At 57.8% G+C, this 26267-nt stretch carries 19 protein-coding genes; 10 read left to right on the top strand and 9 right to left on the bottom strand.

The features are described from left to right. Positions 1-13 precede the first annotated feature (13 nt). The 3 genes from PspR84_RS21905 to PspR84_RS21895 form a co-directional block, all read right to left on the bottom strand. On the bottom strand, positions 14-295 hold the full coding sequence (locus tag PspR84_RS21905; protein ID WP_160059108.1) for an XRE family transcriptional regulator: 282 nt from the start codon (positions 293-295) through the stop codon (positions 14-16). Between the two features lie 10 nt (positions 296-305). Then, positions 306-623, bottom strand: coding sequence for an XRE family transcriptional regulator (locus PspR84_RS21900; RefSeq protein ID WP_160059107.1), 318 nt, complete (start codon positions 621-623; stop codon positions 306-308). Positions 624-716: 93 nt separating this feature from the next. Then, positions 717-1484, bottom strand: a complete 768-nt coding sequence (locus PspR84_RS21895) for a helix-turn-helix transcriptional regulator (RefSeq protein WP_160059106.1) — start codon at positions 1482-1484, stop codon at positions 717-719. A gap of 112 nt (positions 1485-1596) precedes the next feature. Here PspR84_RS21895 and PspR84_RS21890 point away from each other — a divergent pair, with 112 nt between their 5' ends. The 3 genes from PspR84_RS21890 (at position 1597) to PspR84_RS21880 (ending at position 4973) form a co-directional block, all read left to right on the top strand. Then, positions 1597-2412, top strand: a complete 816-nt coding sequence (locus PspR84_RS21890) for a sulfite exporter TauE/SafE family protein (RefSeq protein WP_160059105.1) — start codon at positions 1597-1599, stop codon at positions 2410-2412. Positions 2413-2502: 90 nt separating this feature from the next. Beyond that, entirely contained in the window at positions 2503-3651 is a 1149-nt protein-coding gene (locus PspR84_RS21885) for a hypothetical protein (protein ID WP_160059104.1), read from the top strand. Between the two features lie 125 nt (positions 3652-3776). Then, positions 3777-4973, top strand: coding sequence for a hypothetical protein (locus PspR84_RS21880; protein ID WP_160059103.1), 1197 nt, complete (start codon positions 3777-3779; stop codon positions 4971-4973). Between the two features lie 3 nt (positions 4974-4976). Here the strand turns inward: PspR84_RS21880 and PspR84_RS21875 are convergent, their stop codons facing one another. The 5 genes from PspR84_RS21875 to PspR84_RS21855 all read right to left on the bottom strand — a co-directional run bounded on the left by PspR84_RS21875 (position 4977) and on the right by PspR84_RS21855 (position 9908). Continuing rightward, complete coding sequence (locus tag PspR84_RS21875) at positions 4977-5963, bottom strand: hypothetical protein (protein WP_160059102.1); 987 nt, start codon at positions 5961-5963, stop codon at positions 4977-4979. 162 nt (positions 5964-6125) lie between these two features. Then, on the bottom strand, positions 6126-6860 hold the full coding sequence (locus PspR84_RS21870; RefSeq protein ID WP_160059101.1) for an HNH endonuclease: 735 nt from the start codon (positions 6858-6860) through the stop codon (positions 6126-6128). Positions 6861-6973: 113 nt separating this feature from the next. Further along, on the bottom strand, positions 6974-7507 hold the full coding sequence (locus PspR84_RS21865) for a Bro-N domain-containing protein (protein WP_160059100.1): 534 nt from the start codon (positions 7505-7507) through the stop codon (positions 6974-6976). 347 nt (positions 7508-7854) lie between these two features. Beyond that, positions 7855-9105: a ribonucleotide-diphosphate reductase subunit beta gene (locus PspR84_RS21860; RefSeq protein WP_008084848.1), complete on the bottom strand. Its 1251-nt coding sequence runs from the start codon at positions 9103-9105 to the stop codon at positions 7855-7857. 542 nt (positions 9106-9647) lie between these two features. Further along, on the bottom strand, positions 9648-9908 hold the full coding sequence (locus tag PspR84_RS21855; protein WP_027612631.1) for a DUF2790 domain-containing protein: 261 nt from the start codon (positions 9906-9908) through the stop codon (positions 9648-9650). 465 nt (positions 9909-10373) lie between these two features. Between PspR84_RS21855 and acs the strand changes: the two genes are divergently transcribed. The 7 genes from acs to argR all read left to right on the top strand — a co-directional run bounded on the left by acs (position 10374) and on the right by argR (position 18442). Continuing rightward, positions 10374-12329, top strand: a complete 1956-nt coding sequence (gene acs / locus PspR84_RS21850; protein WP_007912698.1) for an acetate--CoA ligase — start codon at positions 10374-10376, stop codon at positions 12327-12329. Between the two features lie 720 nt (positions 12330-13049). Then, complete coding sequence (locus PspR84_RS21845) at positions 13050-13823, top strand: ABC transporter substrate-binding protein (RefSeq protein ID WP_160059099.1); 774 nt, start codon at positions 13050-13052, stop codon at positions 13821-13823. 91 nt (positions 13824-13914) lie between these two features. Next, positions 13915-14604, top strand: a complete 690-nt coding sequence (locus PspR84_RS21840) for an ABC transporter permease (RefSeq protein WP_007912702.1) — start codon at positions 13915-13917, stop codon at positions 14602-14604. Next, positions 14601-15299 carry an ABC transporter permease gene (locus PspR84_RS21835; RefSeq protein ID WP_007912703.1) on the top strand — a complete coding sequence of 233 codons (699 nt, stop codon included), beginning with the start codon at positions 14601-14603 and terminating at the stop codon, positions 15297-15299. The genes PspR84_RS21840 and PspR84_RS21835 overlap by 4 nt, the downstream gene beginning before the upstream one ends. 1 nt (position 15300) lies before the next feature. After that, positions 15301-16413, top strand: a complete 1113-nt coding sequence (locus PspR84_RS21830) for a M14 family metallopeptidase (protein WP_160059098.1) — start codon at positions 15301-15303, stop codon at positions 16411-16413. A gap of 27 nt (positions 16414-16440) precedes the next feature. Beyond that, positions 16441-17205: an ATP-binding cassette domain-containing protein gene (locus PspR84_RS21825; RefSeq protein WP_003227281.1), complete on the top strand. Its 765-nt coding sequence runs from the start codon at positions 16441-16443 to the stop codon at positions 17203-17205. A gap of 244 nt (positions 17206-17449) precedes the next feature. Continuing rightward, on the top strand, positions 17450-18442 hold the full coding sequence (gene argR / locus PspR84_RS21820; RefSeq protein ID WP_174244476.1) for a transcriptional regulator ArgR: 993 nt from the start codon (positions 17450-17452) through the stop codon (positions 18440-18442). Between the two features lie 19 nt (positions 18443-18461). Here argR and PspR84_RS21815 read toward each other — a convergent pair whose 3' ends face one another. Further along, complete coding sequence (locus tag PspR84_RS21815) at positions 18462-26267, bottom strand: DUF6543 domain-containing protein (RefSeq protein ID WP_160059096.1); 7806 nt, start codon at positions 26265-26267, stop codon at positions 18462-18464.

The raw sequence follows: 26267 nt of genomic DNA, 5'->3' as shown, positions 1-26267 counted from the left end.
CTACGGTTCGCGCCTAAGGGGGCGAACCGGTTGCTCCAGAACCAAGCCCTGAAATCTTGATGTTGTATTCGGCCATCGTAGTAACGGGTACCTCCCGGAATTTTCCACGAAGGATTTGCTGGAGATTCTCCAGAGGTATTCCCAGTCTTTGTGCGGCTTCAGATTCGCTTATGTCGGTGGACTCGATGAGCGAGATCAATTTTGTCGCGTACTCGTACTTGAGCAGCATCTCGCCTGCATGCTCAAGCCCTAAATCTTGATAAACATTGCCTGTGCTTTCTTCGATCACGCTCATGTTTTTATCCTTACTCAGCCATCGCAAAATCCCCACGTCCCACCGCTTCCGACGAAACGCTCTGAACACTCGCACTACGCCCTGGCGCAAACCCCGGAAAGAACACCAGCCCCTGCGCCTCGAACCGGTAAGCCAGCGCCAGCCGCGCCGCCTCCGCTACGTCCTGCTGCGCTTCAAAGCGTTGAATGTCTTCAACCGAAACCTCAGCTTCCCGCGATAGTTGTTCCACGCTCCAGCCCAGCATCGCTCGGGCCTGAACGCAGTGCGTCGGGGTGAACTGGAAAAGGGCAATGCGTTCGAGGATGTGGTTCATCGCAAGAGAGGCCATGGTGTGCTCCGGGCTCAAGAGTGCTGATTGAAAATATACTGTGTTTTTGTACAGTTGTTTTCGGCCGGGATCAAACGCATTTTTTGATTTGCGCTAATTCGCCGCCTCCAACCAGACGGACGGTGCCTGCCCGAGGATCCGCCGGAACATCGTCGAGAACGCCGCCGGGCTCTCATAACCGAAGTCCAGCGCGATGCGCGTTACCGCTTCACCCGAGGCTAAACGTGCCAGCGCCAGGACCACGCAAGCCTGCTGCCGCCATTGTCTGAAGCTCAGCCCGGTTTGTTGGCGAAACAGTCTGTTGAAGGTACGCAAGCTTATGTGTAATTGGTCAGCCCACTGCTGTGGTGATTGGTGGGCGTACGGCTGATGCAGAAAGGTCTGACACAGAGACAGGAGCTTTCCGTCAGTCGGTAGCGGAATGTGCAACGGCAGCGGCGCACTGCGCGTCAACTCATGCAGCAACAGATCAATCAACACACCATCGCGCCCGCTGAGGTCATAGGTAAGCGGTACTTCCACCGCCTCCATCAGCAAATGCCGCATCAACGGCGACACGCTGATCACCTGACAGCGCTCCCCCAAATCCACTGCACCCGGTTCGATGTACAAGCTGCGCGTGCTGACCCCAAGCATCAACACCTCGTGCGCCACCCCCGGCGGAATCCACACCGCTCGCTGCGGCGGCACCACCCAGTTGCCGTCATGGGTGCTGACTTGCATCACCCCGGTCGCGCCGTACAACAACTGCGCCCGCCGATGCGTGTGAAAAGGCAGCAAGTGACCGTGGGAATAATCCGTACCGATCGCCACCACCGCGCGCGGCGTGTCATCCAGCAGATTGATCGAAACATTGCGCATCAGGCGTTTTCCGGTGATTGGCGTAAACGCAAACATTATTGGCTGACTTGCTGAAGCAGGCCAAGCGATGCCGCTCTATCGTCGACCGCTCTCCCACCACGGACGCCTCGACATGTTCTATTTACTGCTGACCCTCTTCGGCTGCCTGACCGGCATCACCGCGGTCCTGTTCGGCTTCGGCGGCGGCTTCGTCGTGGTGCCGCTGCTGTATCGCCTCCTCACCGCGAGCCACGGCGCCGACGACCCGATCGGCCAGTCAGCAATGCACATCGCCGTCGCCACTTCGACCTGCGTGATGATCGTCAACGCCCTGATCGCCACCGACAAACACCGCCGCGCCGGCAATCTCATTCGTCATTACCTGTGGCCGTTGGGAGGGTTCATCGGGTTGGGTGCAATCGTGGGGGCAATGGCGGCGGTGTGGGTCAGCGGCGACGTGATTCGCTACGCATTCATCGGCTACCTCGGCGTGACCATCGTCGACTGCCTGCTGCGACGCGGCTTTCTCACTCAGAACCCAGATGTCATCCCACGCCGACTTGGCGCTACGGAAACTTCCGCAGGTGGTGTAGGCATCGGCGCCATCGCGACGTTTCTTGGTGTAGGAGGCAGCGTCATGACCGTGCCGCTGTTGCGCCGCTGTGGCTTGAGCATGTCGCAAGCGACGTCCATGGCCAATCCGCTGAGTGTGCCGGTGGCAGTGGCGGGGACGCTGACTTACATGGCATTGGCCGGGTTCAGTCAGGTTGACCTGGGCGCTTGGTTTGTCGGGTATGTGGATTTGCTGGCGTTTGCGGTGCTGACGGTTGGCTCGCTCATCGGGATTCGATTGGCCGCGCCATGGATTGGACGAATCCCGGATCGGGTGCATGCGCGTGTGTACATCGGGCTGTTGCTGATGGTGATGATCAGCATGTGCTTGAGTTGAAGGCGACAGCGCTCGATTCCCCCGCGCAACCTCGACATAATCCGCAGCTTCTTTTGGCGGGCAGTTGCTCGTTTATTCAAGGATGAAGTGATGTTCCGAGGATTGTTACGCCTTTTCGCTGTTCTTTTTCTGACGGGCTTGTTTGTCTCGACTGCAACGTCGGCCGACAACGGCGCGCAGGTGTACACCGGCACCTTGGGTAAAGCGGCCATCGTCCTCGAAATAAACACTCGCACTGGAGACGGTCGTTACTTCTATAAGAAGTATCGCAAGGATCTGCCACTCGACGGTGCCCTGGACGGGGAAACACTGATGCTGGAAGAAGGTTCGCGGATGGAAGATTCGCGCCCGACCCTTCGTCTGCAGCCGACAACTCATGGTTGGTATGGCGAGTGGACGAGTACCGCTGGGAAAATCCTGAAGGTCGAGTTAGAACCAGCCGTCATCCCCGATGTACCCGACGATGCCTTGCCCTTTTTCACCACTCTTCACGACAAGTACCCTTACGAATATCTGCGACTGCAGGGCGTCACCCTCAAAAAAGGCAAGACCGACACCTTCATGGGCTACACGCTGCAGTGGTGGACCGAGCCGAAGACAGACACTTCTCTGTTCGAAGTGGTGACCGGTTACTCCCTCGAAGAGCGTCGACGTATCAACCAACAATTGATGGCGCGTTTGTGGGGCGAAGTGTTGTCGTCTTATGGCTGTTCTGGAAATTATGCGCAGTGGAGCCAGCCACTGTGGATGTCGCCCACAGTGATGAGTGTGCGGATTTCATCGGACTATTACTGTGGCGGTGCCTATCCGGATCAAAGCCACGACGCGCTCAACATCGATACCAAGACAGGCAAGCTTCTGACCCTTGAGGATGTTTTGTGGGTGGGGCAGGGCAAGCCGTTGCACTACGAGGAGTATGAAGATTTCGCCGCGGGCTCACCCGGCTCTTCGACAGCGTGGTCGAACTACCGCAACACTGAACTGGCACCTTGGTTGGTCGCACAGTTGCTGAAACTCTACCCAAACGAAATGACCGTCACCCTTGAGGGTGAAAACGATTGCGGCTACGACGAGGATTATCCCTGGCATTATCCGGGTTGGTACTTCACGGAACAGGGCATCAAGCTCGAGCCATCATTTGCCCACGTCGCGGCGGTCTGCGGATTCGTGGACTGGAGCGTTCTGCCGTACACAATCGTCAAACAACATCCGGGCGGGGTTGCACTGCAACTGCCTTGAGGTGGCGTTATCTTTCAAGCGCAGACTCTCGATTACCAGGCGTAACCCCGCCATAATCGCCGCGAATTTATCCGCGCCGGCCCTCCAATGCCGGCGCGGCCTCCGCCTCTTTCAAGGAACGATCAATGCTCAAGGGACTGATGCGCCTGGCAACCTGCGCCGCTGTGCTGTTCTCGCTGCAATCCACCGCACACGCTGAAGACAACCGGATGGTGTTCACCGGCACGTTGGGCAAAATGCCGATCGTCTTCGAAGTCGATATTAGTGACCCGGGGCAAGTCACCGGTCGCTACTTCTATGAGAAGTTTCACCGCGATCTAGAGCTTAACGGCACCTATCAAAATGACATATTGCTGCTCACAGAGGGCAGTGATCGTATGGAGCCGAGCAAGCCGTTACCCACGCTGAAACTGCAACAGATTGATGGCGGCTGGAAGGGCGAATGGCAAAACCCCAAGGGCAAAAAGTTGCCCGTACTCGTCACTGATACGCCACTTCCCGAAGTGCCGGCGAATGCATTGCCCTACATCGCCAAGTTGCCCAAGAGCGAGCCCTACGAATATCTACGGCTTCAGGGATTGAAACTCAAACCTGGTAAAAAGCAGGACTTCATGGGCTACTCCCTGCAATGGTGGGAAGAGCCTGATACCAAGATGTCCATGTTCAGCATCGAATCCGGGATGCCAAAAGAAGATCTGCAACGGGTTAACCAGCAGTTGCTCGGGCGCTTGTGGGACGAGGCCATCAGTTACTACGGTTGCCAGTTGCGAGGTCGCGGTTACGCCGAATTCCTTCAGGACGTCACCCCGACATTTATCTCGCCCAGCGTCATCAGCCTGAACATCTCCACCAGCTACGACTGCGGCGGTGCGCACCCGGACTTCGGCGATTCACCACTTAACATCGATGTGAAAACCGGCCATCCGTTGTCGCTCGAAGACGTGCTCTGGGTGGGCGAGGGTCAGCCAATCCTTCACGCTGATCGTTACCGAGGCGGTGACCAGCCATTGACCGAGGCCGAAGACGCAGCGCGCTCAAAGTACCAACGCGAAATCTTCAAGCCGTGGCTAATAAAGCAGCTCACCGCACTGTACCCGGATGAAATGAAGAAACCGGCAGGCGGAGATGAAGACAGTTGCGACTTCACCAATGAAGACAACTGGAGCTATTCCAACTGGCACTTCACCGAAAAAGGTTTGTACATCGGAGCGTACTTCGCCCGCATAGAACGAGCCTGCGATTCACCCGACTGGTCGATCCTGCCGTACTCACTCGTCAAACAACACCCCGGCGCCGTCAAACTGCAACTGCCCCAGGGCTAACCGTCACTCCAGACCCGGCGCTTCACGAATAATGAAGTGATCCAGGTTCTCGATATTGGCATTGAAGACCTCGAAAGGCTTTTCGGGGTTCTTCTTGCCGGGCACCTGCTTCAACTCCGGTGTCACCCCATAGAAGAAACAGAACAACGCCTTGTCGCTATCCGCCGCGTGCTTGATCTCCTCCAGAAACGCCTTGCGCTTGCGGTAGTTGTCGATCAGCTTCTTGTTCAGATAAACACTGACCGGATACGGCTTCTTCTTACTGTCCTCGGGCTTCTTGAACCAGACCTTGTCCTCGAAATCGATGCGAAAACTGGCACTGTGGAAGTCCTCGATCTTCTTGATCCGCCCCCAGTAAATCAGCCCCTTGTTGTCCGTCAGATACTCAATCTTCTTGAAGAACGAACTGTACGGCGCCGAATGCTCGCCGACCTTCAACGGCATCCGCTTGAGCAACTCCTTGTCCGCGAAGTTGGAAACAAAACACTCCACCGGATGCGCAAACACACTGGTCTTGTCCGGCGCCGACTCACGCCCCGCCGACTCTTTACCACTGTCCGCCGTCACTAGCACCGGATCATCGCGCAACACATCCGCCGCCCCCGCTGGCGCGACAGGCTTGCGCACATACTCACGCCGGGTCAGTAACAACTCCGATGGAAAGTGTTCCTCACGACCGTCATCCACCTCGCCATCCGCCGTTTCAACGCCAGACGCCAACGCCTTCAAACTCACATACGGACAACCCGCCACATGCTGCGTAGTGGGCAGATTCTTGAAGTGCGGCGTGCGCACGTAATTCACGTTCTTGGCGTTGAACGTACCCAACTCGTTGGAAGCCTCGAACGCCGAACGACAGGCATCGTTGGGGCACTGGAAGTGTTCCTTCGCAGAGTCGAAGGCCACCGTCTCATCGAAATTGAGATCGCGAACGTCATAGATCGACAACTTGTCGTCGAGGCTGAGGCAGTAGGCGAGATCGAATTTCATGGTGGGGCTCGGGTCCTTGAGTGGGGGAGGGGTATTAATAGCGGGAGGCGGGGCGGGTTGCACTGATTGTTTTCAGGATGATGCGGAATCTGTGGGAGCTAGCCTGCTGGCGATTGGTGGCATCAACCAGATTTCACGGCCGAGCGAGGGCAAGCTCTCTCGTCACATCGTTTTTCGGTTCGGGTACTCACGCTTCAACCGTTTAACCCTGTCATAGAGCGACTCGGTGAACTCCCTGCTGTCATTCGAGTGATGGCAGCGCCGATGGCAGTTCGGACAGAGAGCTACAGCGTTGCTGATTCGATCAGAACCCTTATTCGCCAAATGCCTCACGTGATGAACTTCAAGGTAAGGCGAGTCATTTTTAGTGAATGGAGCCGGTTCACCGCACCCTTCACATATCCCTTTGGCTTTCTGACGAACCCAGGCTCTAACCTTCGGGTCACGTATAAATGCAGTGCTCTGGGCGGGAGCGCGCTTCGGCTTCACAATCCCCGCAGGTTCATCTTCAAGAGGCAGTTTCTCTAGCGCCAGAGCTCTCTGCTCTAGTGCTTCTTCATCCGCAGTCGCAACCGTTGGATCCCCAAGCGTTACCCCTTTGGCAATCAACACTGCTCGGATGGCTGGCTCAACGTTGGACCCAACGTTTCTAGCTGGCTTGTACCCTTTGATGTATTCCCTATGCATTCTCAATAAAACGGCAGAGATGTTCTGCATGCGGAATTCAACTGAGCCTTCAGTGCGATTGTGCAGGGCAGATGCACGCAGTACGCGATTCTCATGTGCCTTGTTGAATTTTTGGCCGATTCGCTCAAGCTCAAACATTTTCAGGTAGGCATCAACCGCTGCCTCAATCTCAGCAACAGTCCAGTCAGTGTCTTTTTTCTTGTCGCTCATAAAATCGCCGAGGGTTGAAAACCCTCGGACGATACTGAGTGGCCATTACTGCTGTCTACGAAAATTCCTACATAAAAAAGCGACGAATCTCGCGCAGTCCTACAAACCCATCCCTAGCCCATCGAGTGCTTCGAAGACTGAAACGCCTGCCTAACCCTTCGCCACCAGGGGTTCTCTAGAGAAGCTCGTCGTGACTTCTGACCGTTCAACAGGTAAGGCATATCCCGAAGCCGAATCCAGCCCTCATCCTGCCAATGCAGCAAACTCAAAGACATCTCCGGCCAATCCAACAAGCTCAACATTGGCCGATTCGAATCTCCTGAATCCTCCGCATCGCGCAAGGTTGGCACTACCTCATTGGTCAACCACTCACGCAATAACCGGTTACCCGGAACGTAGTGATAGACCAACAGCGCATACACCCCAGATTCACTGAGCATCAGTTGCTGTTCAGGTTCTCGAAAGTACTCAATCCACATGACGCGGCGTTGATCGATATCTAGCTTGTTGACCACTCGATCATTCAGATGGAAACCCATCAAACGGCCAACATCGCGGGCGGAAAACCATGGCTGGTTTTCGAGTAGAAGGGCATGCAGAGAAAGGTTGTGGCGAGAGAAGACGGTTACCGAGCATGGATCAGACATATCTATGGCCTCTACGTTTGGATTTGGGAGGACCTGACCCCAACGTAGAGCGGACTTAAGAAATCCCAACGAGCAGAGCAGTTGCCACCGACGAATTACACGTCTGTGTCACTGACCAAGCTTTCTACGTTGGGCGTTTCTTAGGCACCTGCGATAGAGCTTAGTAGTGCTCGCAGCACGCTTCAATGGGAAGCGACTGTAAGTGCTGTAGGAGATTGAGCTCTGTGGCGTAGGCGTAAAACGGTTTACCTATCGTCCATAAAAAAAGCCCCGATCAGATCGGGGCTCTTTGCTTTCTCGACTCGCCGACTCAAACCGCAATCGTCAAATCGTGCCGAGCGAGACTATTAGTCCCAGCTCAACGCACCACCAGTTTGGTATTCGATCACGCGAGTCTCAAAGAAATTCTTCTCTTTCTTCAAGTCCATAATCTCGCTCATCCAAGGGAACGGGTTAGTCGTCCCTGGATATTCCTCTTTCAAACCAATCTGCGACAAACGACGGTTAGCGATGAACTTCAGGTAGTCCTCCATCATCGCCGCGTTCATGCCCAGTACGCCGCGAGGCATAGTGTCACGCGCGTATTCGATCTCCAGCTGCGTACCCTGCAGAATCATCTGGGTCGCTTCTTCTTTCATCTCAGCATCCCACAAATGTGGGTTTTCGATTTTGATCTGGTTGATCACGTCGATGCCGAAGTTCAGGTGCATGGATTCGTCGCGCAGGATGTACTGGAACTGCTCGGCGACGCCGGTCATTTTGTTGCGGCGGCCCATGGAGAGGATCTGGGTGAAGCCGCAGTAGAAGAAGATGCCTTCCAGGACGCAGTAGTAGGCGATCAGGTTGCGCAGCAACTCTTTGTCGGTGTCCGGGGTGCCGGTTTCGAACTTCGGATCGGAGATCGAACGGGTGTACTTCAGGCCCCAGGCGGCTTTTTTAGCTACCGATGGGATCTCGTGGTACATGTTGAAGATCTCGCCTTCATCCATGGCCAGCGATTCGATGCAGTACTGGTAGGCGTGGGTGTGGATCGCCTCTTCGAAGGCCTGGCGCAGGATGTACTGGCGGCATTCCGGGTTGGTGATCAGGCGGTACACGGCCAGTACCAGGTTGTTGGCAACCAGGGAGTCGGCGGTGGAGAAGAAGCCGAGGTTACGCATGACGATGCGGCGCTCGTCGTCGGTCAGGCCTTCCGGGTCTTTCCAGAGGGCGATGTCGGCGGTCATGTTGACTTCTTGCGGCATCCAGTGGTTTGCGCAACCGTCCAGATACTTCTGCCAGGCCCAGTCGTACTTGAATGGCACGAGTTGGTTGAGGTCGGCGCGGCAGTTGATCATGCGCTTTTCGTCAACGGCGACACGGGCGGAGGCGCCTTCGAGTTCGGCGAGGCCTTCGGCGACGTCGAGGGAGTTCAGTGCAGCCTTGGCGCGGGCGACAGCGGCCGAGTCGTCGGCGGTCACGGCGCGGGCTTCGATCGCGGCGGCACCGCCAGCGTTGTCGAGGCGGTCCATGTTGGCTTCAGTAGCGTGGCCGGCGTTGGCGCCTTTCACGGTTGCTACTTCACTGTCTTCTTTGTCGAATTCGTCCCAGCTCAGCATGACGTGTCGTCTCCTGCGTGAGGGCCTGTGCCCGTGTGAAACCTGATTGGTTGGTTTTTCACACGGTCGTACAGACCGCGTTGGATGTCGTTTTTTGCAGCGATGCACGCAGGCAAATAAACAGAAATTTTGACGGGTTCCGAGAGCCTCTGATGGGCGCAATCAGCGTTGAACGCTGCTGCGGGGCTTCAGAATGGCTTTTGCTCCCTGTAAGGGAATATTGCTGACCCGTATGGGGCGGCATTATAGGGAAAAAAACACGGCTGTGCTGAGGCGAATCCGCGCATGGAGCGGTCGAGGAGGGTGGTTTTTCGACGAGAGTGAGGGTTTACAGGGCTTTGCCGGGGATAGATTTTTTTTCGTAAAAATCTCGCCATTGTGAATTTGCTCAAAAAACGAACAAAAAAATCGGTTTTTCACTACATCTAGTGTTTTGCAAGCATTTCTGACGGTTTCAAACACAACTGAGCCCGACCGAAGTCGGGCTGGAATCGACCCTCAATGAAGCGCTGAGAGATCCAATTCGGTGCAGTCTCGAATCATCAATTGGTGCAGCCGTTGCCCATGACGCTGTAACGCAGGATGTGGCGCTGGCCTTTGGAGTCGTCGTACTCCATTTTGGCCGGAACCACTTCGCAGACATTCGGAACTTCGCTCATGGAAACAACTTTGGCGATGTCCAGGTGCGTGGAGTAAGTGTATTCCTCGATCACCGGCTGTTGCTGTGCGACATCAGTCGGGACCTCATCTGCCATGGCGGTTGCGCACAGACTGCTGAGGGCCAGAACCAATAAAGCTTTCATTTCAAATTTACCTTTTTGAGGTCGAGTGGGGTCACGCAACCTTTATGGGGTTGCGTGTGTAACTTCATCGTTTGCAGTTATTACTTGAGAGCTGGATTAACGGCCTTCGTGGGGGCTGTATCGTTGTTAATCGCGTTTGCCTTGTTGGCGAGGTGAATTTTAGGGAGATGGGGCGGGGGTAAACAGAGCAGGTTTTGATAAACACCTTTGGCAGATTTGGTAACAATCCCTTGAGATGGGGATTGATAACCGGGTGTTTTGTCTGTGGGACCGAGTTGTCTGATTCGCTTGCAGGCAAGCTCCCACAGGGGTTCTGTGGTGTTTGGGGGATCGGCGTAGGGCTTCGGTGCGGGGTATCTGGATGTTTTGTAGGGGCTTGTTACTACCATCGTCGAATGGTTCTATGGCCCCCGCCCCGTTACAACAGGGTCATACAAAAACAACTATTACACCGAGGTAGGAAAGATGAGTGCGGCTTCTCTGTATCCCGTTCGTCCCGAGGTTCTGGCTAACACGCTGACTGACGAGGCGACCTACAAAGCCATGTACCAGCAGTCGGTCGTCAACCCTGACGGCTTCTGGCGCGAGCAAGCCAAGCGTCTCGACTGGATCAAACCTTTCACCACGGTGAAACAGACGTCGTTCGACGATCACCATGTCGACATCAAGTGGTTTGCCGACGGCACCCTGAATGTTTCCTACAACTGCCTCGACCGTCATCTGGCCGAGCGCGGCGATCAAGTCGCGATCATCTGGGAAGGCGACGATCCTTCCGAGAGCCGCAACATCACCTACCGCGAACTGCACGAACAAGTGTGCAAACTGGCCAACGCCCTGCGTGGTCAGGACGTGCACCGCGGCGACGTGGTGACCATTTATATGCCGATGATTCCCGAAGCCGTGGTCGCCATGCTGGCCTGCACCCGGATCGGCGCGATTCACTCGGTGGTGTTCGGCGGTTTCTCGCCGGAAGCCCTGGCTGGTCGCATCATCGACTGCAAATCGAAAGTGGTGATCACCGCTGACGAAGGCATCCGTGCCGGCAAGAAGATTTCCCTCAAGGCCAACGTCGACGATGCGCTGACCAATCCGGAAACCAGCAGTATCCAGAAAGTCATCGTCTGCAAGCGCACTGGTGGCGACATCAAGTGGAACCAGCATCGCGACATCTGGTACGAAGACCTGATGAAAGTGGCGGGCACTGTCTGCGCGCCGAAAGAGATGGGCGCCGAAGAAGCGCTGTTCATCCTTTATACCTCCGGTTCGACCGGCAAGCCGAAGGGCGTGCAACACACCACCGGCGGTTATCTGCTGTACGCGGCGATGACCCACGAGCGCGTTTTCGACTACCGTCCAGGCGAAGTCTACTGGTGCACCGCCGACGTCGGCTGGGTCACCGGCCACAGCTACATCGTCTACGGCCCGCTGGCCAATGGCGCGACCACGCTGTTGTTCGAAGGCGTGCCGAACTATCCGGACATCACCCGGGTGGCGAAGATCGTCGACAAGCACAAGGTCAACATCCTCTACACCGCACCGACCGCGATTCGCGCGATGATGGCCTCGGGTCAAGCCGCTGTTGAAGGCGCGGATGGCAGCAGCCTGCGTCTGCTCGGTTCGGTCGGCGAGCCGATCAACCCGGAAGCCTGGGATTGGTACTACAAGAATGTCGGCAAGTCGCGTTGCCCGATCGTTGATACCTGGTGGCAGACCGAAACCGGCGGCAACATGATGAGCCCGCTGCCGGGTGCGCACGCGCTGAAGCCGGGTTCGGCGGCGCGTCCGTTCTTTGGTGTGGTGCCGGCGCTGGTCGACAACCTCGGTAACATCATCGAGGGCGAGGCTGAAGGCAATCTGGTGATTCTCGATTCGTGGCCAGGTCAGGCGCGCACGCTGTATGGCGATCACGATCGTTTCGTTGATACCTACTTCAAGACGTTCCGTGGCATGTACTTCACCGGTGACGGCGCGCGTCGTGATGCCGATGGTTACTACTGGATCACCGGGCGTGTCGATGACGTGCTCAACGTGTCCGGTCACCGTATGGGCACGGCCGAGATCGAGAGCGCGATGGTTGCGCATCCGAAAGTCGCTGAGGCAGCGGTGGTCGGCGTGCCGCATGACATCAAAGGGCAGGGCATTTATGTCTATGTCACGTTGAAGAATGGCGAGGAGCCGACCGAGCAACTGCGTCTGGAATTGAAAAACTGGGTGCGCAAAGAGATTGGGCCGATTGCTTCGCCGGATGTGATCCAGTGGGCGCCGGGGCTGCCGAAGACCCGTTCGGGCAAGATCATGCGCCGGATTCTGCGCAAGATTGCCACGGCGGAATATGACGGGTTGGGGGATATCTCGACGCTGGCGGATCCGGGTGTGGTGCAGCATTTGATTGATACGCACAAGACCATGAATGTTGCTTAAGTAGCAGGTCTGAAAAAAAGAAAGCCCTGTCCGGTGTATGCCGCGCGGGGCTTTTTTGTGTCTGGGGGGGGGGATGGGCGGGCCTCTTCGCGAGCAGGCTCGCTCCTACAATTGACCGGGTTCCTTCAGATGGAATGCGATCCCTGTAGGAGTGAGCCTGCTCGCGATAGCAATCTGTCAGGCGCTGGTGTAGTCCGCTGTCGGAACGCAGACCCGACCAACCAATAATTATCGATCTCCCCCGTAAGACATTTCCCGCTGTTACCCAACACCTTCCACGTAACCGAATGTGTAACCGCCCGCCCCGCGACGGGGCAAAGGGAAACGCATTGCCCCGTTTTAGAGCTTCTAAACCCCCAGTGAAAAATAAGACACAACGCTGCGCTTGCCGGATTAGAAGGGTTTGCGAATAATAGGCCCGCAATTTGCAACATGGATCGGTTCACTGTCTTTCGCTCTTGCATGAAATTGCAGGGCTGTCAATGTGCCAAAGTCGCTTTCTCTGTGCATCTGTAATTAGTTGTCGCATTGAAGAAATATCGGCTTCCGGCCTGTCGTTAGAATGCCGATCACTCGCTCATCGTGGCTGACGTTGAAACCTCCTTCGGTTTCAATGGGAAATTTCCCACCGATGCAGCAACCGATTTCCCGATTCACCCATTCGCATATTGGGCTGTCGCTCACTCTGCCGTTTTTGCCCTTTACCGATGGAGTCCCGAGATGAAGAAACTTGTGCTGCTTGGCGCCCTGGCACTGTCCGTGCTGTCGCTGAATGCCTTCGCTGACGAAAAACCTCTGAAGATCGGTATCGAAGCGGCTTACCCTCCGTTCGCCTCGAAAGCGCCGGATGGCAGCATCGTCGGTTTCGACTACGACATCGGCAACGCTCTGTGCGAGCAGATGCAGGTCAAGTGCGTGTGGATCGAGCAAGAGTTCGACGGTCTGATCCCGGCACTGAAAGTGCGCAAGATCGACGCAATTCTGTCGTCGATGTCGATCACTGAAGATCGCAAGAAGTCGGTCGACTTCACCAACAAGTACTACAACACCCCGGCACGTCTGGTGATGAAGGCCGGTACTCAGGTCAGCGAAGGTCTGGCTGAGCTGAAGGGCAAGAACATCGGCGTACAACGTGGTTCGATCCACGAGCGCTTCGCTCGCGAAGTCCTGGCCCCACTGGGCGCCGAGATCAAGCCGTACGGCTCGCAGAACGAAATCTACCTCGACGTGGCCGCTGGTCGCCTCGACGGCACTGTGGCTGACGCTACCCTGCTGCAAGATGGCTTCCTGAACACCGATTCCGGCAAAGGCTTCGCTTTCGTCGGTCCACAGTTCACCGACGTCAAATACTTCGGCGACGGCGTAGGCATTGCCGTGCGTAAGGGCGACGCCCTGAAAGACAAGATCAACGCGGCCATCGCGGCCATCCGCGAAAACGGCAAATACAAAGCAATCCAGGACAAGTACTTCGCCTTCGATATCTACGGCAAGTAAGACGTCTCTGCGACAAGTCCGAAATGGCGCAAGCAACAGGATCTCTGCGGTTTGCGCCATTTTTTCATCCCAACTTTCGAGGACCTGAATCATGTTGAAAGGCTACGGGGCTGTCATCCTCGATGGCGCATGGCTGACGCTTCAGCTCGCCTTGTCGTCCATGGCTCTGGCCATCGTTCTCGGGCTGATCGGTGTCGCGTTGCGCCTGTCGCCGGTGCGCTGGCTGGCCTGGCTGGGCGATCTGTATTCCACGGTGATCCGCGGGATTCCCGATCTGGTGCTGATCCTGCTGATTTTCTACGGCGGTCAGGACTTGCTCAACCGCGTCGCACCGATGCTCGGCTATGACGACTACATCGATCTGAATCCGCTGGCCGCCGGTATAGGCACCCTCGGTTTCATCTTCGGTGCGTACCTGTCGGAAACCTTCCGTGGCGCGTTCATGGCCATTCCCAAAGGTCAGGCCGAAGCGGGCATGGCGTATGGCATGAGCAGTTTTCAGGTGTTCTTCCGAGTGATGGTGCCGCAGATGATTCGCCTGGCGATTCCGGGCTTCACCAACAACTGGCTGGTACTCACCAAGGCGACCGCGCTGATTTCCGTGGTCGGTCTGCAAGACATGATGTTCAAGGCCAAGCAGGCGGCAGATGCCACCCGCGAGCCTTTCACCTTCTTCCTCGCAGTGGCGGCGATGTACCTGGTGATCACCAGTGTTTCGTTGCTGATCCTGCGTCAACTTGAGAAGCGCTACTCGGTAGGCGTAAGGGCGGCTGATCTATGATCTTCGACTACAACGTCATTTGGGAGGCCATGCCGCTGTACCTCGGCGGCCTGCTGACCACCCTCAAACTGCTCGCGCTGTCGCTGTTTTTCGGTCTGCTCGCGGCCCTGCCGCTGGGGCTGATGCGCGTCTCGAAGAACCCGGTCGTCAACGGCGCCGCGTGGCTGTACACCTACGTGATCCGTGGCACGCCGATGCTGGTGCAACTGTTCCTGATCTACTACGGTCTGGCGCAGTTCGAAGCAGTACGCGAAAGCTTCTTGTGGCCGTGGCTGTCCAGCGCAACGTTCTGTGCGTGCCTGGCCTTTGCGGTCAACACCAGCGCCTACACCGCCGAGATCATCGCCGGAAGTCTCAAGGCCACGCCGAACGGTGAGATCGAAGCGGCCAAGGCCATGGGCATGTCGCGCTTCAAACTGTACAAGCGCATTCTGCTGCCATCGGCCCTGCGCCGGGCACTGCCGCAGTACAGCAACGAAGTGATCATGATGCTGCAGACCACCAGTCTGGCCTCCATCGTCACCTTGATCGACATCACTGGCGCGGCGCGCACGGTCAACGCGCAGTTCTATCTGCCGTTCGAGGCGTACATCACCGCTGGCGTGTTCTACCTGTGCCTGACGTTCATTCTGGTCAAGCTGTTCAAACTGGCCGAGCGTCGCTGGTTGAGCTACCTGGCCCCGCGGAAGCACTGATATGGAACGCATCGACCACGTATTGCCGTGGAGCCACCTGGGCAGCGAGCGCAAGATTTCCGTGTTCCGTTTCGGACGCGGCGAGCGCAAGGCCTACATTCAGGCCAGCCTGCACGCTGACGAATTGCCGGGCATGCGCACCGCTTGGGAGCTGAAAAAGCGCCTTGGCGAACTCGAAGCCAAAGGCTTGCTCAACGGCGTCATCGAACTGGTGCCGGTCGCCAACCCGTTGGGTCTTGGGCAATTGCTGCAAGGCAATCACCAGGGCCGTTTCGAGGCCGGCAGCGGCAAGAATTTCAACCGTGATTTCGTCGAGCTGAGCGCGCCGGTTGCGGCAGCATTGGCCGAGCGTCTCGGTGATGATCCGCATGCCAATGTGCGTCTGATCCGTCAGGCCATGGCTGATCACTTGGCGGCATTGCCGGAGGCGAGTAGCCAGTTGCAAGGTATGCAGCGTGTGTTGCTCAGCCACGCTTGCACCGCTGATGTGGTGCTCGATCTGCATTGCGATGCCGAAGCCGCGCTGCACATGTATGCGTTGCCGCAGCACTGGCCGCAGTGGCGTTCGCTGGCCGCGCACCTGAATGTGAAGGTCGGATTGCTCGCGGAAGATTCCGGCGGCAGCTCGTTCGATGAAGCTTGCTCGCTGCCATGGTTGCGTCTGTCGCGTCAGTTCCCCGATGCGCAGGTTCCGTTGGCATGTCTGGCGACCACGATTGAGCTTGGCGGTCAGGCCGACACCGGTCGCGCCGAAGCCTGTGCGTATGCTGAAGGCATTCTTGCGTTCCTCGCCGAGCAAGGCTTGATCACCGGCGAGTGGCCGAACCCGGCGCACGAAGCCTGTGAAGGCATGCCGTTCGAGGGCACTGAGTTGCTGTTCGCGCCGCATCCGGGCGTCGTCAGTTTTCTGCGCAAGCCCGGCGAGTGGGTCGAGGCGGGTGATGAGATTTTTGAAGTGATTGATCCTCTGTCCGATCGGGTCAGCACGGTATGTGCTGGTACCTCCGGGGTGCTGTTTGCCATTGAACGGCTGCGTTATGCCCAACCCGGTTTCTGGCTGGCCAAGGTGGCGGGGCGCGAAGCGTTGCGTCACGGGCGCTTGCTCAACGACTGACTGACTGTTTTTGTGAGAACCGACCGCATGTACAAACTTGAAGTCCAAGACCTGCATAAACGCTATGGCAGTCACGAAGTGCTCAAGGGCGTGTCCCTGAAAGCGGCAGCCGGCGATGTGATCAGCATCATCGGCTCCAGTGGCTCCGGCAAAAGTACTTTCCTGCGCTGCATCAACCTGCTTGAGCAGCCGCACGCGGGCAAGATTCTGCTCAACAACGAAGAGCTGAAACTGGTGGCGAACAAGGACGGCGCGCTGAAAGCCGCTGATCCGAAGCAGCTGCAACGCATGCGTTCGCGCCTGTCGATGGTGTTCCAGCATTTCAACCTGTGGTCACACATGACTGCGCTGGAAAACATCATGGAAGCGCCGGTTCATGTACTCGGCGTGTCCAAGGCCGAAGCCCGCGAGAAAGCCGAGCACTACCTGAACAAGGTTGGCGTGGCCCATCGTAAAGACGCGTTCCCGGGGCACATGTCCGGTGGCGAGCAGCAGCGCGTGGCGATTGCTCGTGCGCTGGCGATGGAACCGGAAGTCATGCTGTTCGACGAACCGACTTCGGCGCTCGACCCGGAGCTGGTGGGCGACGTGCTGAAAGTCATGCAAGCGCTGGCTCAGGAAGGTCGCACCATGGTTGTGGTGACCCACGAGATGGGCTTTGCCCGTGAAGTGTCGAACCAGTTGGTGTTCCTGCACAAAGGCGTTGTTGAAGAAAGCGGCAACCCGCGTGAAGTGCTGGTGAATCCGCAGTCTGAACGTTTGCAACAATTCCTCTCGGGCAGCCTCAAGTAATCGCTGCCGTTATGCACCAGATTAGGTCATGCTTCGCGACCTAGAGACCGACCAAAATCCCTTGTAGGAGTGAGCCTGCTCGCGAAAGCGGTGGTTCAGACAGCAGTAATGTTGACTGTTACACCGCCATCGCGAGCAGGCTCACTCCTACATTTGATCTGCGCAGTTTCAAGATTTGTGTTCATTTACGGGCTAGCATTGGCCCTTGCCTTCATCACTGTTCTTCGTTTCGGATTGCCCGCCCATGACTGCCCATCGAATTGGTTTCCTGATTTGGCCCAGCACTAAAGCGTTGACGCTGGCGCTGGCGGAGGAAGCCTTGCGTGTTGCTCAGCGTGTGCACCCGGACGTGGTTTACGAACTGTCGTTCCTGCAGGCCGAAGCCGTTACAGGAGCCGGGGCCGAAGGCGCCTGGCAACTGCCCGGTGAGGCCTGGACCGGCAAGCTCGAAAACTTCCAGAAACTGTTCCTGCTCGCTGACGAGCCGCCGACCACATTGGCCCCGGCGCTCAGCAGTGCGCTCAAGCAACTGGTGCGTGCGGGCACGGTCATCGGCGGTTTGTCCGCTGGCGTTTATCCATTGGCGCAACTCGGTTTGCTCGACGGTTATCGCGCGGCGGTGCACTGGCGCTGGCAGGACGATTTCGCCGAGCGCTTTCCGAAAGTCATCGCCACCAGTCACCTGTTCGACTGGGATCGCGATCGCTTGACCGCATGCGGCGGCATGTCCGTGCTCGATCTGTTGCTGGCGGTGCTGGCTCGCGATCACGGTGCAGAACTGGCCGGTGCAGTCTCGGAAGAACTGGTGGTTGAACGCATCCGCGAAGGTGGCGAGCGTCAGCGCATTCCGTTGCAGAACCGTCTCGGTTCCAGTCATCCGAAGCTCACCCAAGCGGTGTTGCTGATGGAAGCCAACATCGAAGAACCGCTGACCACCGACGAAATCGCCCAACACGTGTGCGTGTCCCGTCGACAGTTGGAGCGGATCTTCAAGCAATACCTCAACCGTGTGCCGAGCCAGTACTACCTGGAATTGCGCCTGAACAAGGCCCGGCAGATGTTGATGCAGACCAGCAAGTCGATCATTCAGATCGGCCTCTCGTGTGGCTTTTCTTCAGGGCCGCATTTCTCCAGCGCCTATCGCAATTTCTTCGGTGCCACGCCGCGGGAAGATCGCAACCAGCGGCGCAGCAGCAGCCCGTTCGAATTGTCTTCAGTGCCGCCCGAGCGCGGTTAGACCGCGTCGAGCGCCGGGGTCAATCGGAAAACGAGATAGCCCTGAAATTGTCCAGCGGATCGGCCTGGTTCCTGCGCCTTTCGTACTCCTCGAGCAAGTGGGCTTTTACCGCCTCGCTATACGTCGTCAGTCGTTGCTGGCTCTGTGCGTTCAAGGGATTGCCCGTGAACTCGTAGGTGGTTTTTGCGCCGGAGGTCGGCGAGGGCAGCGGGTCGGGGAGTTCGGTAATGGCGTTGCCGGACAGGTCCGCATAATTCAAACGGGGCAGTTCGAAAAGCCCGGGTGGCAGTTCGCTCAGCCCGGTATTTTCCAGATGCAACGAGTAGCACATGTGCAGGTTTCTCAGGTCCGGCGTCAGCCCTAACGGATTGTGGCTCAAGTCCAGTTTTTGCAGGTTCTCCATACGCGCCAGTGCGCTCGCGGTTTGCGCGTTCAGGACGATCCGGCAGTAGGGCAGTTCCAGGTCGGTCAGCTTGCTCATGCGGAACACCGCTGGCGGAATCTCGTTGAGCTGATAGGCCCGGATATCCAGGTTCTCAAGATTCGGAAACAGTTCGAGCAGGCGGTCAACCCGGGGGTGTACGCGGGCGGTGCTGGTCAGTGTCAGTTCGGTGACCTGCTCGAAACGCCCGCTCAGTGTCGGTAACTCACCGATGAACGACAGGTCACAGGCCAGCCCAGTCGGTGCAAAGCCTACCGGAGCCTCGCGCAAACGTCGCTCCAGGCCATCCTTGAACCAGGTTCTTCTGGCGTTTTCCTGTTGCAGCGCTTCGCCTTCCAGCGTGGCCCCCGTGAACGGATCGCGCGCAGCTTCCTTCGCCCATGTCCCGAGCTCGCCAAGCAATGTCGTCAGATCCCGCTGTCGGCGCAATAATTCGAGCCGCCCTTCGGCCATAGTGCCCGGCAGACTGTAGATCAGGTGGTTTGCATCGGCTTCGTTGATGCCTGGGTACAGAGCTTGCGTCAGGGCGATGTCCGCTTCGTCGGCCGTAACGCCCAAGTGCTTGCGAGTGATCCGGTATTCGGCTTTGATCCGGTCTCTGGCGGCAACGGACAGCGGGTTGGCACGCAGATCAACGCCGTTTGAGGCAAATCCGGTCATGTCCTGCGGCAAGTCGACAATGGCGTTTTCACTCAGCAACGCGTAGCGCAGTTTCGTCAACTGCCCCAAGCCGGCGGGTATCTGGCTGATACCGGTACGGGTCAGGTCAAGTGTCTTCAGTGCCCGCAATGAGCTGATATCCGGTGCAGTGCCCAGTGGGTTGTTGTACAGGTCCAGCGCCTTCAGGCGGTTCATTCTGGACAGTGTGGTCTGCCCCATTGTGTCGAGGACAATACCGCAGCTGCTCATTGTCAGTGTTTCCATGGCCGGCATCAGCGACAGCGCTCGCGGCACCCGACCCAGGGCGAAACTGCGCAGTTCCAGGACTTGCAGTCCGCTGAAACACGACAGAAAACCTGTGGGTGCATTCAGGGCTTCGTTGCCCTGTATGGATAAGCGGATGACGTGACTGAAGTCGGCCGTCAGTGGCGGCAACTCCCCGGCGAAGGACGCATCGAATTCCAGCGAGTTTAGCCTTAGTTCGGGTTTGTCCGGGTTTCTGCCGCGCCAGAATTCTTCCAGTTTCTGACTGAACTGTTTGCGGTGGCTCTGTTCAATCGCTCGATGAATAGCTCCCCAGTGCTCGCCTGTGGCGGGGTTGCGTACCGGCACGCGGTCGGACCAGGCACTCAGGTCGCTGATCATCTGGCTGATTTCCGCCTCCCAGCGCATCAGTTGCGCCGTACCGGCCTGCAATGTGCCGGGCAGGTGATAGATCAAGTGACTGGCATCGTCGACATCCATCCACGGATACAGGCGCTGTGCGCTGGCCAGGTCGCTGACGTCCGGCATCACGTCAAAGTGACGTCCTTGCTCGAGGTAATAGGTTTTGATGCGTTCGCGAGCGGCGAGGGACAGCGGGTTGTTACCCAGATTGAGTCCATCGGCGAGGTCCAGGTCGAGGCTGAAAAACTGCTCGGGGAGGTCGGTGATGCGGTTGCCGTTCAGCAGCGCGTTTTTCAGGTTCGGGTGATCGGCGATGCCATCGGGCAGGGCGGGAATGCCGGTATTGGTCAGCAGAATGTCACGCATGGCGGGGAAGAGCCGGAGGTCGGGTGCCATTGTCAGTGGGTTGTGGCTCAGGTCCAGCAGTTCAAGACTGCGCAGCGTCGAGAGGGTGCTTTGGTCGACTGCGTTGAAGGTAATGCCGCAGCGGGGCAGGGAGAGTTCCTTGAGCGTTGACAGTCGGGCCACTGCCTGGGGGATTTCATTCAGCGGGAATTGCTGCAGTTCCAGTTCCCGTGTGTTGACGAACAAATCGATGAATGCCTCGGGTGCACCGATGGCGTTGTTGCCTTTGAGCTTTACGCCCGACACATGGCTGAAATCTGCTGTCAGTCGGGGGAATTCACCAAAGAACCGCAGGTCAGCCTCGAAGAAGTCGGCGCGCATACCCGACTCACCATAGCGGTGACGCCAGAACCGTTCCAGTTGTTGGCCGAACTCGGACCGGGCAGCGTACTGATCGAACAACTCGATGGCTGTGAGGATTTCGCCGGTGACAGGGTGGGTGCTCGGCACTTGGGGCGCCCACAAGGTCAGGTCGGTGGTCATCTGGTTAAGTTCGGCACGCCATTGCATGAGCTGAGTCCGGCCATCCGCCAAGGTGCCCGGCAAGTCATAGAACACATCGCTGGCCTCCTGCTCGTCCAGCGACGGAAACAGCTGACGCATAAGGGCGATATCGCTCTCATCAGCGCGCACGTCGAAGTCGAGTCCGGTGCGTCGGTAATAGGTCTTTATCTTGTTGTGCGTTTCACGGGTCAGCGGGTTGTCGGAGAAGTCCAGGCCATCGCTCTGATTGGCCGGCATATCAAACACGGCATCGGGTATTTCGCTGATACGGTTGCCGCTGAGGATGGCGGTACGCAAATTCGGGTGGCTGGTCAGCCCTTCGGGTACTACGTTGATGCCGGTATTGGACAGGTCGAGGTAGGTGAGTTCAGGCAACTGATTAAGGTCGGGGAAAGTCCCCAGCGGGTTGTTGCTCAAGTCCAGCGTATGCAGGTTGTTGAGCGAGACCAGTGTCGCCTGATTTTCCGGGGTCAGCACCACACCGCAATCGTTGAGCTCCAGCACATTGAGCCGCGGCATTTTGATCGATGACAGCGCAATCGGTTCGAGGTCGAAGGCATGCAACTCCAATGTGTTCAGGTGCTTGAAGCGCTGCATGAACGGGAGCAAGGCCGAAATATTTTTGTTACCGGTGAGCCGCAAGCGGGAGACATGGTCGAAGTTGGCGCTGAGGATGGGCATGTCGCCCATAAAGTCCAGATTCGCTACCAGCTCGCTTTGCCGGACAGAGGCCGACCTGCTGCGCCAGAACTGTTCCAGTGTTTCCCGGAATGCGTTCCTGGCATTGCGCTCGGAGGCTTGTTCATCGACGGTCAACGGCCGCCTGAAAATGGGTTCGAGCGCCGGAATCCGCTCGGCCCAGGTACCCAGTTCGGTTCTCAGATGGCTGAGTTCGACCTCCCAGCGGGCGAGTTGAAATCGGCCTTCGAACAGGGTGCCGGGCAACCGATACAGCAGATCACTGGCCTGATCAGCGTTGAGTGCCGGAAACAATGCCACGGCGCGCTCGATGTCTGCAGACTCCGGTCGTACCCCGAAGTGTTTTCCGGTGTGGTTATAGAACGCTTTGACCTTCTCCCGAGTGGCTGTCGTCAGCGGGTTGTCGGCAAACCCGAAACCGTCACTGAGAGAGCTGGCCAGATTGAAAAAGGGCGGCGGTATTTCCGTGATGTTGTTGCCCTCGAAACTCGCGGTGATCAGGCGCGGATGATCGAGCATGTTGGCAGGCACTGTGGAAATGCCCGTTCTCGACAGATTGAGGTGACGCAGCGATGGCAGTGCGCTGATGTCCGGGGGCGTACCCAAGGCATTACCGCGCAGATCCAGCAGCGAGAGATGGGGCAATGCCGCCAGCAACGTCTGGTTGGCCGCCGAATGGCGGATGCCACAGTTGCGCAGGATCAACTGACGCAGATTGGGCATGGCACTCACGGATTGGGGCAGATTCGGCAGGTTGAGATTTTGCGCATCCAGATACAGCATGCTCGGGAAGCGTTGCAAAAACGCATCCACAGCCCTGGTGCTGGCGCTGCCGTTTATGGAGAGCATCGAGACGTGACCAAAATCCGCCTCCAGTACGGGCAAGTCACCGAGGATCGGTTCGGCGATCTGCAACATGTAGCCGGCGGGGCCACGGGTCTGTCTGCGCCAGCAACGCAACAGTGCGTCCCTGAGTCGGGCGCGATTCTGCAGGGCTGCCCGGCGCTCGATGTAGGTCAACGGCAGGCCACTGACCGGATCGTTGGCCGGGACATCAATTTCCCAGCGACGCAGATCATCGCTGAGCTTCATGTGTTCATTGCGACGCCTGGCCAGTTCAACGTTGAGTGCGGCCGGATCATTCTGAAAAGCAGCCACGTAATTTCGTGCTTCCTCAGCGGAGAAGCCTCGAAAAACTTCCTGCACACGCTCCTCGGGGCTGACGATGCGCTGGCCGGTGGTCATCAGGTTGTCCTGATGTTCGATGCCGACCGCACCGAGTTCGCCCGCTTCAAAAAAGTCGGCATCTTCAAGGCGCCTGGGGGTACTCAGTCGCTGATCGCCGAAGCCCTCAAGGCGTAGCGTGTCCACCGCAGGCTGAAGGATTGGCGTCTCGAACATTACGGTGCGCAGTTCATTGCGTGCCAGTGTTCGCTCGCGGATCGCCGACTGCAGCAGGTCGCTCTGACCGATCTGCATATTCAGACTTCGGCGCTCGCCATCGGGTAGCGCGTACAAAACGCTGGAGTAAAAATCCGTGGCCGAGTGCAGTTCCTGGTCGCGGTCGTCAAAGGGCTGATAGCGACCGTCCGATTGGCGCACCAGCACTTTCTGTGCGGGTGCATCTTCGCGTCCGATGCTGTCGAGTACGCGGCCTCCATAGCGACCGTCGCGGATTTCGATGCGCACATCGCCGCTCCAGCCCGGCAGTAACTTGAGGCTGTGCAGCGCCAGAGAGTCGGAATCGGCATTGCTCACGGACTTCAGCGCCAGCCCCTCGTAAGCGCGGGTAACGCGCACCTCCTGTTGCGCCCGTTGCAGGAGTGCCTGCTGGCGCGGTGGCAGTTCACCTTCGTTGATCTGCATCAGCTCGCTGCCAGTGGCAGTGTCGAGCAGTTCGCGAGTGATGCTCGCCGGCAGTGATGGATCGTGGCTGACAAGCGCTTGGGCCAACGGGTCGTCAATGTGCTGCAGGGCCTGATAGCGCGATTCGAACATCGAGCTGCGATGGCGGCGGGCGAGATGGGCCAGTTGTTGGCGCAAGGTCTGACTACGGACATCGAGTGAAGGCATTGGCCCGCCGAAGGATTCTGCGAGCAGGGCTTTGGTTTGTTGCTCGTCGAGGGACGCAAGCAGGGTTTTGAGCAGGTCGCCATCGATCAGGCTGTCCTGGCGAAGCTCGATCAGTGGCAAGGATTCGTCCGCCGAAGATTGCCAGAGCAGTTCGCCCTGTTGATTAGCCAGACGCAGGCGCTGGCTGCTCGGCCAGCGACCGTGTTCCGTCAGCAGTTGCAGCTGCGTCACCGGATCGGCGCGCCGGTATTGTTCGGCCACGTTGCTGTCGAGCTGATCGATGAAGCGTTGCAGCTGTTGATCGATCTTGAAGCGCTGGATGCTGTCGGCCAGCAGCGGCGGCGGTGTTTGTTGATCGACATGCATCTTGCGCACGGCATCGTCATTGACGCCACTGACACGAAGAATGGTCTCGCGCTCGGTCGGCGAGAACGTATCGATGGCAGGGGAGACTCGTCGCAGCGCCGTGTCGGTGTCCCACGCCAGTGGTTGTTCCATTTCGGTGTGCCAGGCACCGGCGCCGTTGTGCCGCACCGTCGGTTGGTAGGCGTCGGGTCGAGTCGGGTGTTCGATGATGTATTGGCCGGGAATCGCACTTTCGCTCACGGCAAAATGGGCGTCTTCCAGTGGCAGCAGTTGTTTGCCTTGATGCGTGTGCAAACCCAGTTCGTTGGGCATTGAGCCGGCATCGGGCACCGCTGTGTGTTGGTAGCGGGTCAGATCGGGATCCCAGTAGCGGGTTGCGCCGTTGCTCAATTGCACAGGCTTGAAACGATCGATGAATGCGACCACCTCCTTGGGCAGGACCTTGCGAAATTCGCCGGCACCAATCGCACCGCCCACGCCGAAGATGCCGAGTTGGATCAGCGATTCGACGGTGTCCATCAAGTGCTCGAAGGCTTCTGTCGTGCGGCCCTGGCCCCACTCGATGATGCCCTCGAAGGCTTCGTCGAGCATTTGATAGGCCATGTACGCCATCATCGCTTCACCGAGTACCGGCACAAACGGCGCGACGATCAGCGCGGCGGTCTGAACAATGCTCGAGAGGATGTTGCTTACTGAATCCCAGAACGCCCAGCGCGCCTTTTGGTCCACTACGGAGGTGGGCACGGCGATCACCCGGGCGTCATTGAAGATCTTGTTCAGTTTCGCTTGATAAAGGTGTTGCCAGAGATTGTCAGGGAACGGCGTCAGGGTGGTTTGCAGGTCCGGCCGCTCGACCGGGGTTTCGCGCCACGCGGGCAGCGAACTGCCGGGCTCCGGCGGATGCCACGTCATCTGCGTCAAGCGGCTGTTGAGGGTGCTGAAGAAAAACCCGCGATGTTCGTGGTTCACAAAGCGGCTGAAAAACTGTTGATAGTCTTTCGAGCGCAACTGGCGCGTCAGTTCGACAAACAGTTCGTAGGTCGAGGCGTATTCCTTGAAGGGGTGTTCGGGGTCGTCCGGGACATAGGCCACCACCCGTGCCGGGTCTCGCGACACATACAGGTCGGGGGCAAAGACGACGATACCGGTGAGCGGCGCGCACAGCATTCCCATGTCATGGCTCTTTACCTGCGCGCCGCTGATATATAGCCCGGTCATGCCGTCGATCACGGCGTCGATCAAGCGAAAATAACTTTCCGAGACATCGTGATTCATCCGCGCCCATTGCAGTGCGGCTTTCATCGCGGCTTTCTGACTGTCGTCTATTTTTCCGCGCAGTACGGAGGCCACCATCGGATCGGAATAACCAAGGTTGTCTTCCAGATGGGTTTTATAGCGGGCGCCGAGATCCAGACTGCGACACAACCGGGTGAAGGCTGGAATGCTCAGTGTGGATTTGAGCGCCGGCAAGGTCTCGAACTGACCGGTTGCCGAGGGACGGTTCGTATAGGTCGATTCGGCTTCGAAGGCGTTTTCGGAGGTTTCCTTTTCTTCGAAGTTATGCAGCGCGGCATCCAGCAGTGACACCGTCCAGACGCGGGCGCCCGTGGTGATCGGGAACCACGGTGTGGTCGCGGGAATGTAGAGGCGCACAAAGGTGTTGCGCACATCCAGGTCCAGGCCGAAACAGTCTTTCAGTTGTTGTTTGAGCAACGGTTCGGCAAAGGCGCTGGCGTCCTGCAGGTGTTCCAGGCTCTGGTCGACTTTGCTTTGCGCGACCCAGTGCGCGGCGTTGAGGGTCTTCATCTGTTGATGGCTTTCGGTCGGAGCAGCCTGAATCGCGGCGGACGCCTGCGGCCGGGTGTTTCCGAGTGCCTCGCGCCGGCCTGTGGAAATGTTACCGAGCCAGTCGGGCAGGGCTTTTTTCAGCGGCAGATAATGATCATCGTGATGCTGCGCGTCACTCGTGGCGGTCGAGGCTGCCGGTGGGTGTCGTTGAGACGGATGCAT

It is taken from the genome of Pseudomonas sp. R84 (assembly GCF_009834515.1).
In the GTDB taxonomy this organism is placed as follows: Bacteria; Pseudomonadota; Gammaproteobacteria; order Pseudomonadales; family Pseudomonadaceae; genus Aquipseudomonas.
Note: the sequence above shows the minus strand (reverse complement) of the source record. Positions and strands in the feature narration are given on the sequence as shown.